General features: G+C 44.6%; 14 protein-coding genes. 10 read left to right on the top strand and 4 right to left on the bottom strand.

The features are described from left to right. Positions 1–77 precede the first annotated feature (77 nt). Complete coding sequence (gene cidR, locus AOU00_RS11175; protein WP_023990853.1) at positions 78–977, top strand: cidABC operon transcriptional activator CidR; 900 nt, start codon at positions 78–80, stop codon at positions 975–977. A gap of 105 nt (positions 978–1082) precedes the next feature. Here cidR and AOU00_RS11170 read toward each other — a convergent pair whose 3' ends face one another. Beyond that, entirely contained in the window at positions 1083–1256 is a 174-nt protein-coding gene (locus AOU00_RS11170; protein ID WP_013312483.1) for an aspartyl-phosphate phosphatase Spo0E family protein, read from the bottom strand. A 134-nt stretch (positions 1257–1390) separates the two neighbouring features. After that, the gene (locus tag AOU00_RS11165; RefSeq protein WP_069290631.1) at positions 1391–2467 is read right to left on the bottom strand and encodes a GGDEF domain-containing protein; all 1077 of its coding nucleotides are present in this window, start codon (positions 2465–2467) and stop codon (positions 1391–1393) included. 168 nt (positions 2468–2635) lie between these two features. Between AOU00_RS11165 and AOU00_RS11160 the strand changes: the two genes are divergently transcribed. The 3 genes from AOU00_RS11160 to AOU00_RS11150 are packed head-to-tail and all read left to right on the top strand — an operon-like array spanning position 2636 to position 6153. Beyond that, positions 2636–5008: a helicase C-terminal domain-containing protein gene (locus AOU00_RS11160; protein WP_069290630.1), complete on the top strand. Its 2373-nt coding sequence runs from the start codon at positions 2636–2638 to the stop codon at positions 5006–5008. Continuing rightward, positions 4998–5507, top strand: coding sequence for a MarR family winged helix-turn-helix transcriptional regulator (locus tag AOU00_RS11155; RefSeq protein WP_013312480.1), 510 nt, complete (start codon positions 4998–5000; stop codon positions 5505–5507). Before AOU00_RS11160 ends, AOU00_RS11155 begins: the two co-directional genes overlap by 11 nt. A 37-nt stretch (positions 5508–5544) precedes the next feature. Further along, on the top strand, positions 5545–6153 hold the full coding sequence (locus AOU00_RS11150) for a pentapeptide repeat-containing protein (RefSeq protein ID WP_028540785.1): 609 nt from the start codon (positions 5545–5547) through the stop codon (positions 6151–6153). An 80-nt stretch (positions 6154–6233) separates the two neighbouring features. Here the strand turns inward: AOU00_RS11150 and AOU00_RS11145 are convergent, their stop codons facing one another. After that, entirely contained in the window at positions 6234–6827 is a 594-nt protein-coding gene (locus AOU00_RS11145; protein ID WP_061830537.1) for a hypothetical protein, read from the bottom strand. Between the two features lie 211 nt (positions 6828–7038). On the opposite strand from AOU00_RS11145, the gene AOU00_RS11140 reads away from it, so the two are divergent. Further along, complete coding sequence (locus AOU00_RS11140; protein WP_061830535.1) at positions 7039–7995, top strand: nucleoside hydrolase; 957 nt, start codon at positions 7039–7041, stop codon at positions 7993–7995. A 141-nt stretch (positions 7996–8136) separates the two neighbouring features. On the opposite strand, the gene AOU00_RS11135 is transcribed toward AOU00_RS11140, so the two are convergent. Further along, entirely contained in the window at positions 8137–9357 is a 1221-nt protein-coding gene (locus AOU00_RS11135; RefSeq protein ID WP_237166358.1) for a GAF domain-containing sensor histidine kinase, read from the bottom strand. Positions 9358–9692: 335 nt separating this feature from the next. Between AOU00_RS11135 and AOU00_RS11130 the strand changes: the two genes are divergently transcribed. The 5 genes from AOU00_RS11130 to AOU00_RS11110 are packed head-to-tail and all read left to right on the top strand — an operon-like array spanning position 9693 to position 15517. Beyond that, positions 9693–10298, top strand: a complete 606-nt coding sequence (locus AOU00_RS11130) for a hypothetical protein (protein ID WP_061830531.1) — start codon at positions 9693–9695, stop codon at positions 10296–10298. Then, positions 10282–10800, top strand: a complete 519-nt coding sequence (locus tag AOU00_RS11125; protein ID WP_061830529.1) for a hypothetical protein — start codon at positions 10282–10284, stop codon at positions 10798–10800. The genes AOU00_RS11130 and AOU00_RS11125 overlap by 17 nt, the downstream gene beginning before the upstream one ends. After that, positions 10797–11174 (top strand): DUF4280 domain-containing protein, encoded by a 378-nt coding sequence (locus tag AOU00_RS11120; protein WP_061830527.1) that lies wholly within the window; start codon positions 10797–10799, stop codon positions 11172–11174. Before AOU00_RS11125 ends, AOU00_RS11120 begins: the two co-directional genes overlap by 4 nt. Before the next feature lie 51 nt (positions 11175–11225). Next, positions 11226–14072: a phage baseplate assembly protein V gene (locus AOU00_RS11115; protein ID WP_061830525.1), complete on the top strand. Its 2847-nt coding sequence runs from the start codon at positions 11226–11228 to the stop codon at positions 14070–14072. Further along, on the top strand, positions 14069–15517 hold the full coding sequence (locus AOU00_RS11110) for a discoidin domain-containing protein (protein ID WP_061830523.1): 1449 nt from the start codon (positions 14069–14071) through the stop codon (positions 15515–15517). Before AOU00_RS11115 ends, AOU00_RS11110 begins: the two co-directional genes overlap by 4 nt. Positions 15518–15541 lie beyond the last annotated feature (24 nt).

The following is a 15541-nucleotide window of genomic DNA, read 5'->3' as shown; positions in this document are numbered from 1 at the left end:
ACATCACAAGCTTTCATGAGTAAAATGCATATAAAGAATGTAATCTATTCTGTTTGTCTATGGGAGAAGGTGTAGGTTTGGATATCCGACATTTACAATATTTTTTGGAAGTCGCGCGATTGCGTAGCTTTACAAAGGCAGCCCAGAGCATGTTTATTACCCAGCCGACGATCAGTAAGACGATTAAAAGTCTGGAAGATGAACTGGGGGTCGCTTTGTTCGACCGAATTGGCAAAAGAATCGAACTGACGGATGCGGGCAAGGTAATTGAGCTTCAAGCACAAGCGATTGTAAAGTCCTTTCAGAGCCTGTCCTCGGAGCTGAGTGATTTGATGAACCTGAAAAAAGGACATATCCGTATTGGCCTGCCCCCTATGGTCGGATCGAGCTTTTTTCCGCGTGTCATTGGAGAATTTCATAAGGCATATCCTGATGTGACCATTCAATTATTTGAGGACGGGGCGAAGAAAGTGGAACAGGACGTAGAAGCCGGAGCATTGGATATCGGGGTGATTGTGCTGCCTGCGGTTGGAGATATGTTTGAGACATTTCTGTTTGTGGAGGAAAAGCTGAATTTGCTCGTTCATCCTACGCATGCATTGGCAGAGTGCAAGGAGGTACCGTTATCTGCGTTAGCGGAGGAGGCGTTTGTACTGTTCCGTGAGGATTTTACGCTGCATGACCGTATCATTGCCGAATGTGTCCGTGCTGGCTTTCAGCCGCGTGTAGTCTACGAAAGCTCACAATGGGATCTGATTAGCGAAATGGTTGCTGCAAATCTGGGGGTAGCTCTGTTGCCGGAGGCCATTTGCCGAGATCTGGATTCTGAGCGCTTGCGTGTTCTTCCATTGGTGGACCCCGTCATTCCTTGGCATTTGGGGATGATCTGGCGGAACGATCGTTATCTGTCCTTTGCCGCCAGAGAATGGATATCGTTCACACAGCAATTGTTGCGGACGGAATATGGCGGGAAGTAGTCATTCCGCGAGAAGGTGAGTACGATGCAGATGTGTACCGAAGGAGGACGAATACTGCTTACATCATAAAAAAGCTGCCCTGAGGGGCAGCGATGTAGCTTGCTTCTATGAGTGTGTTTGGTTTATTGCACGCTTGGTGTGAAGGTACTTGTCCATAATACGGTCAAGTCTGGAGGATTTGTCCAATACACGTTCATCTTTTAATCCGTGTAAGTCAGCCATGCGATTCAGTTCACGGCGTTCTTTTTCCATGAGTTTTTCCAATTGTTCGAGGTTCACAAAGCCCACCCCCCATGTCGATTGTAAGGCATGTCTCCACTAGCGGCAGAAGTTTTTTTGATAACGATGTTATTTCCATTTTACCACTTTTTATTAACAATAATCCAGCTTTCCTGACATTTAGCGACTAATATCTATGGTTTTGCCAGTTTCACCTGATTGCGTCCTGAACGCTTAGCTTCATATAATGCCTCATCTGACTTTTCCAGTAAGTGCCTCGATGCAATGACAGGTGAACTGCCTGCTCCGATGGATACGGTTAGAGAGATCGAGGTTCCGTCATTCAAAAGAAAACGTTCATTTTCCACAGCTTTCCGAATTTTTTCGGCAAAGCTTGCTGCTTTCTGACTATCACAATTTCCAATCAGAATGGCAAATTCCTCTCCGCCCTTACGGGAGGGGTACGCCCTCGTTGTAGATTCCCGGGTTAACAGCATTCCCAATTGGCTTAAGACGGTATCTCCGTTCAAATGACCATACGTATCATTAATATTTTTAAAGTGGTCAATATCCAGCATCACGAGTCCAAAGGGTTGTTTTGTAGTCTTGGAAGTATGAAAGACCTCTTCAAATAGCGCATCGAAAGCACGTGGACTGTAGAGTCCGGTTAAATGATCCCGATTTGCAGCTTCTTCCAGTAGATGAACAGCCCGTTCTGTTTTTTTGATATAGGACATCATAAAATAAGTGAACAGGCCGCCAAGCAACTTAACAGTTGTGATTATTATAATAGATTCATTATCAGGAGGGTTAACTACAAAGAAAGTAGATAACAGCGACACTACAGCAGCTCCAAGTACGGCCGACATCCACTTGCGGAGTGTTAGGCTTTTTTCTCGAATAAAGATAAGTGAAATGCCCAGTGTCATGAAACAATTGACGGCAGCAGTCAGAGAAACATCTGTCCAACCACCTGTGATGTAAATACGGTACAGGCTTATGATCAAGGTGGTCAGCAGACCGGATACCGATCCTCCCATATAAACAGATATGATAATCGCCAATTGGCGCAGATCGACCACAAAGTGCCCACGGACCCATAAACCGGTCATCATTAACAGAATGCCAAACAGACCCAGCATTAAACCGTTCATTACCCGATAAATGAATATATGTTTTTTTAGGTAACGTTCATATTTCCGGAAAAATAAATTTCCAAAGAATAAGAAGCTTGTTAATAACGCAAAATTGTTAATTAATTCTTTTAACATATCCCTATCCTTTATGCTGTAATGAGAGTTGTAGTATCGTGGGGAATAAAGCAAAAGGCCCCGTTTCTATATTTCGGTAAAAAGTAGGCATGAGTGAATACCAATTGAATACAAACGATTCTTATGTCCCTTACGTTTCGTTTATCTACGTGGTACAGTGAAAGGACTATGACCGGAACGGGTGATCGTATGAAGGAACCAATTCACATATCGGTGCGTCCACTTGTGGAATATGTGCATCGGAGCGGCAGCATTCATAGCGGCTTTCGATCGAATAGCAGTATGCTCGAAGGAACTCGCGTGCATCAGGTTATCCAGAAAGGTTACAAGGAGCATGACCGCAAAGAGGTACATTTACGTACAGAAATTCCGTATAAGGACGAATTGTTTATCATTGAAGGCCGCTGTGACGGACTGATTGAGCTGGATGGCGTATGGACGGTCGATGAAATTAAATCGATCTCTTTGCCACTCGAAGATATTCAGGGTGACGGCCAACCTGTACACTGGGCACAAGCATTTCTGTATGCCTATATGATTGCTCGTGAGGAACAACATCATTCGATGCAGGTGCAGCTTACTTATGTACAGGCACACAGTGAAGACATTCGCCGATTCAGACGGGAACTATCCTTTACTGAGCTAGAAGCTTTTGCACAGGAGATGATTGCTGATTATGCTCCGTATGCATTTCTGCTGAGAGCACATGCGGAAAAGCGGGATGCCAGCATTGCTATGTTGAACTTTCCCTTTGACACGTATCGTTCGGGTCAGCGAACGCTCGCGGGTTCGGTGTACAAGACGATTGCCGAAGGGGTTAACCTGTTTGCCAAAGCACCTACAGGTATTGGTAAAACGGTATCCACCTTGTTTCCTGCGATCAAGGCGATCGGCGAAGGATTGGTGAGACGAGTATATTATGTGACGGCTCGTACCACCACTCGGGCAGCAGCCGAAGAAGCTTACGCCAGAATGCAGGCTCAAGGGCTGCACATGCATGTGGTGACATTGACTGCGAAGGATAAAATTTGCTTCAAGGATGAAAATGATTGTGATGCTGGATTATGCAGCATGTGCAAGGGCTATTACGACCGGATCAACGGCGCGGTTTCCGATATTTTGGCGAATGAGACGTTAATGACTCGGGCGGTGATTGAGCATTATGCGCGCAAGCATAAGGTATGTCCCTTTGAATTTTCGCTGGATGTGGCGTATGCCTCGGATGGTATAATCAGTGATTATAATTATGTTTTCGATCCACGGATTTCTTTGAAAAGATTGCTGGAGGAGCACAAGCGAAAAGGTGTTGTACTGGTGGATGAGGCGCATAATCTGGTCGAACGCGGCCGGGACATGTTTTCGGCGGAAATTTTGAAATCTTCTTTTCTGGAACTGAAACGAGAATTTAAATTGCTAAGCCCAGAAATTGCGGTGGCTGCGAGTGCAGTGAACGCACATATGATTACGCTACGCAAGCAATATGCAGATACAGGAAAAGCAGTAGAGACAGCAGCACCGCAAGAGGTGCTGGAGCTGTTGGTGCCTTTTGTGGAAGCAGCTGAACGTGAACTGGTAACGGGGGGCAGCACAAGCCATGCAAGCGGTGAGGGTACAGCTTATGCATTGCTTCTAGATACGTATTTTACCGCTCAGAATATGCTGCGAATTGCAGCTTTATATGATGAGCGGTACGTTACTTATGTGGAAGCAGGGCGCAGTGAAGTGAGGGTCAAGCTGTTCTGCCTCGATCCTTCTCACTTGTTGGGACAAGCTATTAAGGGCTATCGCTCAGCCATTTATTTTTCCGCGACGTTGACACCGCTTGCTTATTACCGGGACATGCTCGGAGCAAACGAGGAAGATTATACGTTACAGGTTCCTTCGCCCTTCCATCAGGAGCAGTGGGATGTACGTCTGCTGCCGCTCTCCATCCGTTATCGGGATCGTGAGCGTTCCAAAGGGGCGATTGCGGATATGCTGGCTGCATTGGTTGTGGAACGGAAAGGAAATATCCTTGTATTTTTCCCGTCCTATCCATATCTGCGTGAGGTGTATGAGGAATTCATGCTTCGGGACGTGTCCGCAAATACGTTGGTACAAAGTCCGGGGATGACCGAACCAGAGCGGGATCAATTCCTAGAGGCCTTCCAGCCTGGGCAAGAGCACACCTTGCTTGGCTTTGCCGTATTGGGTGGTGTGTTTGCTGAAGGTGTCGATTTACCTGGGGATCGCTTAAATGGGGTAGTGGTCGTCGGCGTCGGCTTGCCGCAAATTGGAGCAGAGCGGGATGTGCTGCGGAATTATTTTTCGGAACAGGGACGGAATGGTTTCAACTATGCGTATGTATATCCGGGAATGAACAAGGTTCTTCAGGCAGGTGGCAGACTGATTCGCACAGAGCACGACGAAGGATTGCTGATCCTGGTAGATGATCGTTTTGCCAAGGAACCATATGCTTCTTTGCTGCCTGACGAATGGCAAAGCTACCGGCTGATGGAACAAGCGGGATTAAGGAAGGAATGGATAGACTATGAACTTTAATTTTCATAATGACTCCATACGCGGGGTGCTGCGTAGCTTTGGACATGAAGATGCCGAAGTGGATAATATAGAGACTTTTGTGACATTTGCGCGCTTGGCTAATGGTATTTTCAGAGAAATGGATACGGATTTTAGCAAGTTGGGGGCTTCTCAGGGTCGGATTATTGTTCTTAGCCTGTTGCATTGCCATTCGCCGCATCGCATGACACCATCAGAGTTGGCGGAAAAAGCTGATGTGACGCGTGGAACCATGACGGGGCTGATCGACGGATTAGAGCGAGATGGCATGATTGAACGTGTGGCTCATGAGAGTGACGGACGGATGGTGACTGTCGGATTAAAAGAGGCAGGACGAGAGCTGTTAAGTAAGATAGTCCCTTATTATACGAAGTTGATTCGGTCGTGTATGTCTGAGTTTACGCCACAGGACCATAAGATGATGAAGGGTTTACTGGGAAAAATGAAGGGCGGTTTTGAGCGGTCCTTGCCGAAATGCTGAGTTCCTAACATAGGGAATAAGGAATAGGAGAGAGAACATGTTCTTTTATACAGATGAGGTCTACGAAGCCCGTGATTTTGGCTCAATGGATGCCAGAGAAGGCGAGTGGAGAAATTGTGAGTTTACCCGGTGTCGCTTTCGGGGTGTGGAGATGAATGAGTCCCTCGTGGAAGGCTGTACTTTTGTGGACTGTGATTTTACCGGAGCCATCCTGAATGCATCTCACTACAAGGAGTCGGCTTTTACCAATTGTTTGTTCACCAGCGCCAATCTGTTTGTAGTTCGATTTGATAACTGCAAGCTGGTAGGTTCAGATTTTGCGGGGGCGAATATGGATGGTATCACAATTACGGGCGGAGACTGGTCTTATACGAATTTGCGTCATGCAGATTTAAGAAAACAAGATTTGCGAAAAATACGATTCAAGGAAGCCGACTTATCCGAATGCAATTTGGAAAAAGCAGATTTGCGGGAGGCGGATCTTACCCGGGTAAGACTGCACAAAGCCCATCTTCAAGGAACAGACCTGCGCGGTGCGAAGATGGATGGCGTGAATTTTAAAGATCTGGACATCACGGGAGCCAAGTTGGATATCGAGCAGGCAGTAGCGGTGGCCCGCTCCTATGGAGCCAAGGTGGAAGGCTAAAAAGCACGGGATACAGGACCCGTCTCGATCTGCGGTACCCCGTGCGGGTGAAATGGATGGTTGACTCGAATGTGAAGAACTTAATCTTTAGGGGGTGCCGGCAGTAGTGGAATCGCTGCTTCCGGGTCCCGGTTTGGCAAATGATCCACTCCCACAGGCTCTAGAGGCTGCTGTGGAACTGTCCAGTTGCGCGCGGTATCTGCGGCAGTTCGCTGCTCCAGCAAGCGTTTGGCTACCTCATAACATTGATCGACATGCCGATTACCAATGGTTCGCATAGCAGTAAAGCCAATTGCCGCGGCTAGCCCTTGCCCCAGAAGGGGTACAAACTTGCTAACCTGCTTGGTAGCGATACGAATGCCCATTTTTTGCAAAATCTGCACGATAACTTCACGGGTGATGAGTCGCCCGATCAGCTTGCTGCCAATTGAGGTGATAAAACCATACACCATGGATTTTGTTTCTGCGTCCAGACCTTCCAGCTGCTTCTCAGATAATCCGAATTTTCCGTTAATGGCAGGCAGCAGCTGCATCAAAATGCCGACATCAGCAAGAACGTCAGCCCCTGGAACTGGAACTAATACCGCTCCACCAGAAGCCGCAGCCCTTTTCGTCACCATGGATTTACACTCTCTACGGATCTGCTCCAACTCTTCTATTGTTCGGGCTGTCATATGCATCTCTCCTTCATACGCTTCCGATTAGGACCCATGATTCTACCCTGTTATTACACACATTTCTACCTATCTTAAGCATGGAGTAAGCAAAAAATCCCTGATCCACACACTATCGCACATTTACTCCTGTGAAGCGATCAGGCATAATGAAGGGTGGTTGCCGATAAGAAGAAGCCTGTTTTACGGGGATAAAGGAAGGAAGAGACAGATGAGTCAGACAAACGTTTATTTTAATCATGATGGTGGAGTGGATGATCTAGTATCCCTGTTTATGTTGCTTCAGATGGAGCAGGTTCATTTGACCGGAGTATCGGTGATTCCAGCAGATGGTTACCTGGAGCCTGCAACGGATGCCAGCCGTAAAATTATTGATCGTTTTGGACAAAATAAAGGGCCTGTGGAAGTCGCAAAGTCTAATTCACGCGGTAAAAATCCGTTTCCTGCTGCTTGGCGTTTACATTCCTTCTATGTAGATGCATTACCGGTACTGAATGAATCGGGGCGCATGGAAGCACCGCTTTCATCCCTGCCAGCTCATCAGCATCTGATCGAAAAGGTACGCGGAGCTGAAGGTAAGACGCTGTTGCTATTCACTGGACCGCTAACCGATCTGGCGCGAGCGCTGGATGAAGCACCGGATATTGAAGCAAAGATTGAAAAGCTGGTATGGATGGGCGGCACCTTTGAAAAAGGGAATGTGGAGGAGCCGGAGCATGACGGCACAGCAGAGTGGAATGTGTTCTGGGACCCAGAAGCAGCATATCGGGTGTGGCAAAGCGGTATCACGATTGATCTGGTAGCGCTGGAAAGCACAAGCAAAGTGCCATTAACTCCAGCAGTACGCAATCGTTGGGCTGCCGAGCGCCGATATGAAGGCGTGGATTTCTTGGGTAATTGCTATGCAGGATGTCCGCCGCTCGTCTATAGCGAAACGAACTCAACCTACTACTTGTGGGATGTACTGACCACTGCATCCGTAGGACGCCCGGACATTGTCAAGAAAAAGACGGTGCATTGCAGCGTTATCGCAGAAGGCCCGAGTCAGGGCAGAACGGTGGAACAGGCAGAGGGACGCCCTGTGAACCTGGTATACGATACAGATCCAGAAGCCTTTTTTACGTATATGGCGGATTTGGCCAAGCTGGCTGCTCCCAAACGTTACTAAGTCTGACTATGCACAAACGTGCGGCATAGGGTGATAATATTGCCTAGTGACACGTACTCATAACATAAAGCCCGTGACGTTATGCGTCACGGGCTTCTATTACATGATGTGTCCTATAATTATCACAAGCTAGTTTCTATTTCATGCTGACTCCTGATATGTTTTCAGAGTGAACTGGAGCGTTATTTCTGTCCCGCTACCAGGTTCACTGATCCCAGTCATTTTACCATTCATTCGTTTTAATAGATGTTTGGTAATCTGCCAACCCAATCCTGGATTGCCATATGAGGGAGAGTTCCCATGGTCATGCTCAAGCCACAATTTCATTTTGTTAGGAGATATACCGATCCCAGTATCCTTCACCTTTAATTCCAGTTCAACCTCAGGTGCATCGGTCACGGATTGGGCGGTTGCAGATAAGATGACAGCTCCTGTGCTTGTAAACTTTACTGCATTATCTACCAAATTAATCAGCATACGGCGAATTTTAGCTTCATCCCCGATAAAAATAGGCGAGCTGGTGAGATTCCAGTCGAGCTTCAACTCTAGATTCCGCTGCGCGGCTACTTCTGCATACAGGCTCAACACATTTTCCATCATCGTTCTCAGATCAAATGGATCTTCAATATCATCAATCTGCCTGGATTCCATATGGCTGTAATCCAAAATATTACTCAATAACGTCATGAGCGAGCGACTGCTCGACTCCATGATGCTCATATATTGCTGTTGTTCCTCGGTTAACTCCGTCGTCAGCATGAGATCGGTGGCTCCCCATATTTCGGTCAGCGAAAACCGAATTTTATTACTCAGGGAAGATATCAAATCCAGCTTGCTCATGGAAGAGATTTCAGCATCGATCTTGCCTTTCTCCAGCTCAACTACATACCCCAGAAATACGGCCATAGCCTGTAGTGCCTTCAGTTCTGATTCTGTCAAATGTACAGATGGCGCGTCCAAGATACAAATGGTTCCGTAAGCCTGACCATTTTTCATGCGAATAGGGATTCCTGTAAATGAGTGGTTTCCAAGGGTTTTAGTCGCATCTAAATCACGTGTTTGTGGATGAGTAGACGTTTCCGAAATGGTGAGGTAATCCGCAGAATGGTTCAGCACCAGACTGCAATAGCTAAGCTCAAAAGGAAGCTCCTCTCCATTACGAACCAGCACCTCTTCCCGGTTAAATGAATCTACAATTACATTTGTAGCCCCATCATTAGCGGCAATAAAAATGGTATTAACATGTAAAATATCACTCAACACATCAATGACATGCGCTGTAGCCTCTTGAATACTATTATAAAAACCTGTAGGTGAAGTAGTCATATGTCTCCAATCTTGATGCAAAGTGGTGGTTAACAAAACTCTAATAGTTTGTGTATCCCATTCCTAGTCCTCTGAAAGTTTTGCTGGAGCGTATTGTACATTATACATGATTATTTCGTTATAAACCTGAGTCTTCTACTTCGATTTACCTATTCGCTTGCACAAACCTTCATTCCGTAGGTCTAATGCTGGCCTTTCTTGGAGAATTTTTGCATATATTATTACACATTCACGAAAAAATATGATTATTTTCATTCTGTTTTCATAAATTCATATGTAATCTCATGATATGAAAATTGTGTAATAAAATAGGAGGATAGAACCAGTAATATCATGTAAATATTCTATATAATAGGTTCAGAGGTGGAATTATGAATAGACAGGAAGCCCTACAACACTTCCTTAAGACCTATGCAGAAGATGCATTGAACCAGAAATTACATCAAGCAGCGTCTTTGTATGAACAAATAAAAGAAGAGCTCATCTCTTCTTTTATTCAATCCTTTCAATCGATCTGCCTGCAAGCCAATTCCGCAGAAGTGGCCAAGACGAGGATCGGATACATTACTTATTCTATGAGGCGCACGTATCTGATGGACCGTAACTATAACTATGTCGTCGAAGCCTATGATAAAAATTGGTTCTTTGATCCTCAACCTTGTTATGGAATCTATGATGCAGGCTGGGCATTCAGCTTTTTGGGAGAATTGGAGGATGAATTGAATCAGCTTCGAAAACCCTATATGAATAAGATTTTTCAGCCTGATGTGGAGCGATTTGTACTCCAGGCTACAGGGGAATTCCATCAATATGTTCTGAAATTAGCGAAAGATGCTATTCAGCAGGCTGTACATTTACCTGAATTCAAGGCCTTGAAATGTGAGGACGATTTGGAAGTAAGAATAGGAGAGTATAAAGGAATCAGTGAGGTGGTGTATTCAACAGCTTATGGAGTACTACATGATTCAACAGGATAATCGTATTACGGAGTATATGTATCCAGTAGAGATGGATCGCAGGCAGTTATTGGAATGGGCAGCCAGCGAAGAGGATTCCGTTTTACAATTTTATGTATCAGGCGATGCGGACTATCTTGATTTTATAGAGCATCCGGTATCCATCGTTTCGGAACAACTAAAGGAAATATTTGATATATATCATGCCGGATTAAGCTGGAAGCTGATTGTTTTTGCCGATATGCAGCGAATGCAGCAAACAAGGTATTGGCTGGCTAATCCGCCTAGCCTGATGTGCTTATCACCGCGTAGTGAATATCATAGGGACGGTACACTGAAGAAAATCATTCTAGATGAATATGCGGTGGAGAATCATAAAATATTCAGGATTCAGGATGCCAATCATCATATCATTGTTGACCTTGATGTGGCTGAATGTATTTTGAAGTTCAATCTGGCAGGCTTGAAATTACAAAAGGTCGATACAGAGGGGTCATCTATACAAAGGAGAGTCCAAGAATGAGTGAGAGCTATGTAGTGGATGGGGCACAGATACATTGTAGCTATGGAAGTCATACGGGAAGATTTAGTGTTTCAGCTAACAGGGGGATTAGTATTGGCGACAAACTGCAAGGGAATATTCAGGATTTTCACCCGCAGACGCATATCCCTTCTTTCGGAAAGTGCCGTAGTATGCATAATCCTGCAGTTTCTTCTGCTAACAAAGGCAATTCCGGAAAAATCATTCCGCAGCCCTGCAAACCGAGCGTTTCTATGCCTTGGTTGAATGGAAAAAAGGATGTATACGTAGATCAATCTCCGGCTCTTATGAGCTGCTCCACGAATTTATGCATGTGGTGCGGCAAAATTTCATTCACGACAGATGGGCAGGAATAGTTAATAGAATGTAGGATTTGCATCATATGAAAAGCAAACGGGGGGAGTAAGATGGGACTGGCAGGAACTATGCTGACTTATGGAAATATTAGAGTGAATGCACCGTATGAAATTATCAGGCTGCTTGATTTTGAATTGACACAGAAGATAAATGAGCACGGCAAGGTGTACATCACTGCTCTCATACCGGATGAGGATCATGCAAAGTATGATGGACTAGCTTACGATGAAGATGTGCTAGAGGTATATGAGACGGATGAAGACCGAGGGACAGTTAGCATCTTTAAAGGAATGGTCACCAATATTAGAATTGCATTCAAAAATGGCGTATATCACATGTACCTTGAGGCTGCGTCTTTTACATATTTATTGGATCAACAACGGAAAAACCGTTCGTTTCAAAACAGCAACTTGACGTATTATCAACTGTTCCGCGAACTTATAGATGCCTATCCACATGGGGATTTTATTGACCTGGCGGACAGCGATCAAAAGCTGGGCGGCTTTACTATTCAGTATGAGGAGAGTGATTGGGAGTTTCTAAAAAGAATGGCCTCTCATCTGCAAACTGGACTCATTGCCGAGATTACATCCGTATTCCCGAGATTATGGTTAGGTACCTCAAAAGAACAGGTAAAAGGTGAACTGCGCAGCATTAACTTTTCCCTCCAAAAAACAAAGTCAGGTCCCCAGTATACATATGCTGAAGTAGAGGATACGAAGCGTTTTGAACTTGGAGATGTCGTCGTGTTTCAACGAAAGCATTGGGTTATTGATCGGATTCATGCAGAGATGAAGCAAGGTATTATGACCTATGACTATGTTCTCGTTCCAGAAGAAGGCATTCCGAGGGAGGTTATACATAATCAGTTTATTAAAGGTACCTCTATTGAAGGGAAAGTTATTGATTTAAATAGTGAAAACGAATCCGTTAAACTTCACTTGTCCGTGGATTCTATGCAGTCCAAAGTCGAAGGGTGCTGGTTCTCTTATCCCACCATGTATACCGGTGATGGGATCGGTTGGCATTGCATGCCTGAGCTTGGGGATCATGTCCATTTGTATTTTCCATCTAACAAAGAAAAGGAAGCTCGTGTAGTCCAATCTCTGCGTAAGAGAGACTACAAAGGAGATGAAATCAGCAAGCCGTCAAGAAAGCTATTTCATACCAAAACTCAAAAAGTGGCGAGATTCGACGACAAAGAAGTGGCACTTTCCACCCAAAAAGAAAAGATACTTGTGCGCTTGAATCCAGCTTCCGGTATTCACGTCTATAGTCATCACGATCTTACATTTCACGCCGATACAGACTTGGTGCTGCATGGCAAAAAGGTACAAATGACCGCTACTCGCGAAATATCTCTGACGTGCAAAAGCAGCTATATCCGAACCGATGGAACGCTTCATATCAAGGCTAGTAAGCTCATGAAAAATCAGGTGCCTGATGCCGAACTGAAAGCCTATAAGTCCCTAGTTCAAGAATTGAAAGGGAAGGGATATCCGCAATGGGTGCAGGACTTGCTGCTTCAATATAAAACGGACTACTACAAAGCCGTGGCAGCCGGGGACAAAAAAGGGGCCAAGGAAGCAGCAGCCACGGCCAAGCAATTGCGTCAGCAGGTGGCAGAAATAGATCGTATGCCTGCCTGGGCCAGAGCGCAAATGCACGAATACACGTCCCAGTGGTGGGAAGCGCACAGCGCAAACGACAAGGCCAAGCAAAAGCAGATGCATCTTCTCGCCAACCAACTGCGTGACAATGTGCTAATCAACGAGCTGATTCGTGGGCATTCAGCCAAATCCTATCTGGATGCGAATCGGCTGGAGGAGCTGTCCGGGCAATATTCAGATGCAGCCCATAAGCTGACCGTTGCTGATCAAAAGGCTTTAGCCAAGGAAGCGGCTGCTCTGCGAAGTAAGTATGGCGTGAACAGCCAGCTTGCCAGGGAGAATTTGAACAAGCTTGCCAAGAAGTATCCAGACAGCTTCTCGTACAAGCTACCAACTACAGGCGAATGGGATAAGGAGCTTAACGCTGCATTGCAAGATTTTGCGAAAAAATACGGCCTGGAGAATAAGGGCTATGGCCGTGATGTGCTCGCAGTGTACCTGCATCAAGTAGCCAATGGTATCCTTCCATGGCCTAAGGTTAGCAAGGCTGCAACGCCAGCAGCTCCAACAACGAAAACGGAACCGGGCAAGAAGACGCCGACTACTCCTGAAAAGCCGTCGAAGGAGGAAACGAAGCCATTAGATCCTAAGGATTATAAAGATGGATTAGTGGCGGTGAAAAAGATTGAAAGCTATATAAGTAGTAAGGGCATAAAAGGCAATCAGGCCCAAGCACTGTACAGAGTAAACGATTACACGAATAATAGTATCATTCAAAAGAAACTGTCCTCGAACCGTAAAGCACCACTCGTGTTTTTCTTTGAAGGAGACGGCTCATACAGTCATAAGCAAGAAGACCACCCGGAAGGTCGATATGGAGCTATGGCAATTGTGGTGATAGACGGCGAGATTAAGTATACAAGTAAAAACGCCAGCACACTTCCTGATTATGAGAGCAAGGATAAAACGGTTAAAGATGGAGTGTATGAGTTTGTAGGGGGGTTGCATCGGGGGTCTTATCCTGCTTTGCGTATGCGGGATGGTGCAGCAGTTCCAGCAACCAAGGGAAGCCAAAAAAAGGATACCACAGCAGAAGGCGTAAATATACACAAAGGCTATAATACGGATACTAAAGGTAGGCCGACTTCGACGGCTTGTATAACGGTCCATAAAGACGAGTATGTAAGATTTCTGAGTTCGTTAGGCGTAGTGAAGAATTCATTGAATGAAAAACCTAATCCTGTAAAAGGACTAGCTATTCTTGATCGGAAGGATAGATCAAAGTGAAGATAATCAGAAACATATTAGTCATTCTTTTTTTAATTATGTTGTCAGCATGTAATGCTTCTCCAAAAGACCCCACTTCCTTTTCTTCGAAAACGGTAGATGTGGCTTCAGAAGTGTTGGAATCGTCTAATAAAAATGATAAAACGGAGCTTGTTAAAAAGAATAGTAAAAAAGAATGGGCTTTAACCGTAGAAGAAGGCAAAGAAGATCCAGCAGAATTTTTAGTTCAGCTGGAAGGCTCAAAAGTTGAACGGTTCTTAAGTGCCGAGAAACTGATTAGTCTCCTACAGTCGAAGGAGGATAAGGAAAAATATCGAGATTCCTATGTGAATGTAGGGAGAATCCAAGAAGATGGGAGTCAAATCGCATTCGTATTAGATTTATTTGAAGAAGCGAGACTATTAATACAGATCTATGATTTAGATTCGGGTAACAAAATAAATGAATTTAAGTTGCCTTACAACCATCCAGTAATTTCGCCTGATTTAACCAAATATTTATATGAGGATAAAGATAAAGCGTATATATATGACACGTTAACTAATCAATCAACAGCTATTCAATTAGATGGAAGTTCTATAGATGTAGACGATATTCATCAAGGACAATTTTCACCAGACAGTGCCCAGTTTTGTTTTACTGACAGCCAGCAGAACATTGTTGTATTTGATGTAGCAGATTATAGAATCCTTAAGAAAATCCATATAGATTCTGGTATGGCGATAGTTAACCAATGGGTTCAGAAAGATAAAATAATCTATTCCCTTGATTCTATGTCAGTAACTAAAACGTACCTGTTAAATGTAAGTAATGGAGAGGAGCGCCTTTTAGGCAAAGGGATGGAGCGACCTTTAATGTCTCGTGATGGGTCAAAGTTATGGTTTGAAAAGTTAGACTCACCGTCCAATTATAAACTGAATATAAATACAGGCTTCGGAAGTAAAGCTGCACCCATCACTACAATTGATGGCAGTATGGCAACACCTGTGCAGTGGTTTTATACCGCTAATGACTTTTCTGAATATGAAAGTGAAATAAAAGTGCATCAAATCAAGGCTTCATCCACTCTATCAAGTGAAGGTAGCCAGTCTTATGATGCCAAAAATCTGGTGGATGGGAATAAAGCTACTGCATGGTGTGAAGGAGTGAAGGGCAACGGGGAAGGAGAAACAATAGTATTAGATCTTGGCTCTTTACACAAGGTAAATGGCATCCAAGCTATTAATGGATATGCTAAGTCTGAAAAAAGTTATCGGGAAAACAATCGAGTTCAGAAACTAAAGTTGCAATTCTCAGACGGCTCCTCTCTGGTATTGAATGAATTTAACGCACGCAAAAATTTTAAAAAGCCCATATATACCTCATTTATTAAACTTACTATTTTATCGGTTGAACGTGGAACGAAATATCAGGATACATGTATATCTGATCTAAGACTTTTCTAGCATTCTTAAAAAAGGAGATAGGCT

This window comes from Paenibacillus polymyxa, from assembly GCF_001719045.1.
GTDB lineage: Bacteria > Bacillota > Bacilli > Paenibacillales > Paenibacillaceae > Paenibacillus > Paenibacillus polymyxa_B.
This window is presented reverse-complemented; position numbering and strand designations above follow the sequence as displayed.

What these genes read in the sequence shown, in the direction of transcription:
- AOU00_RS11165 (WP_069290631.1), bottom strand. Translation starts at nt 2,467, where the DNA reads ATGTTAAAAGAATTAATTAACAATTTTGCGTTATTAACAAGCTTCTTA.
- AOU00_RS11160 (WP_069290630.1), top strand. Translation starts at nt 2,636, where the DNA reads ATGACCGGAACGGGTGATCGTATGAAGGAACCAATTCACATATCGGTG.
- AOU00_RS11155 (WP_013312480.1), top strand. Translation starts at nt 4,998, where the DNA reads ATGAACTTTAATTTTCATAATGACTCCATACGCGGGGTGCTGCGTAGC.
- AOU00_RS11150 (WP_028540785.1), top strand. Translation starts at nt 5,545, where the DNA reads ATGTTCTTTTATACAGATGAGGTCTACGAAGCCCGTGATTTTGGCTCA.
- AOU00_RS11145 (WP_061830537.1), bottom strand. Translation starts at nt 6,827, where the DNA reads ATGACAGCCCGAACAATAGAAGAGTTGGAGCAGATCCGTAGAGAGTGT.
- AOU00_RS11140 (WP_061830535.1), top strand. Translation starts at nt 7,039, where the DNA reads ATGAGTCAGACAAACGTTTATTTTAATCATGATGGTGGAGTGGATGAT.
- AOU00_RS11130 (WP_061830531.1), top strand. Translation starts at nt 9,693, where the DNA reads ATGAATAGACAGGAAGCCCTACAACACTTCCTTAAGACCTATGCAGAA.
- AOU00_RS11125 (WP_061830529.1), top strand. Translation starts at nt 10,282, where the DNA reads ATGATTCAACAGGATAATCGTATTACGGAGTATATGTATCCAGTAGAG.
- AOU00_RS11120 (WP_061830527.1), top strand. Translation starts at nt 10,797, where the DNA reads ATGAGTGAGAGCTATGTAGTGGATGGGGCACAGATACATTGTAGCTAT.
- AOU00_RS11115 (WP_061830525.1), top strand. Translation starts at nt 11,226, where the DNA reads ATGGGACTGGCAGGAACTATGCTGACTTATGGAAATATTAGAGTGAAT.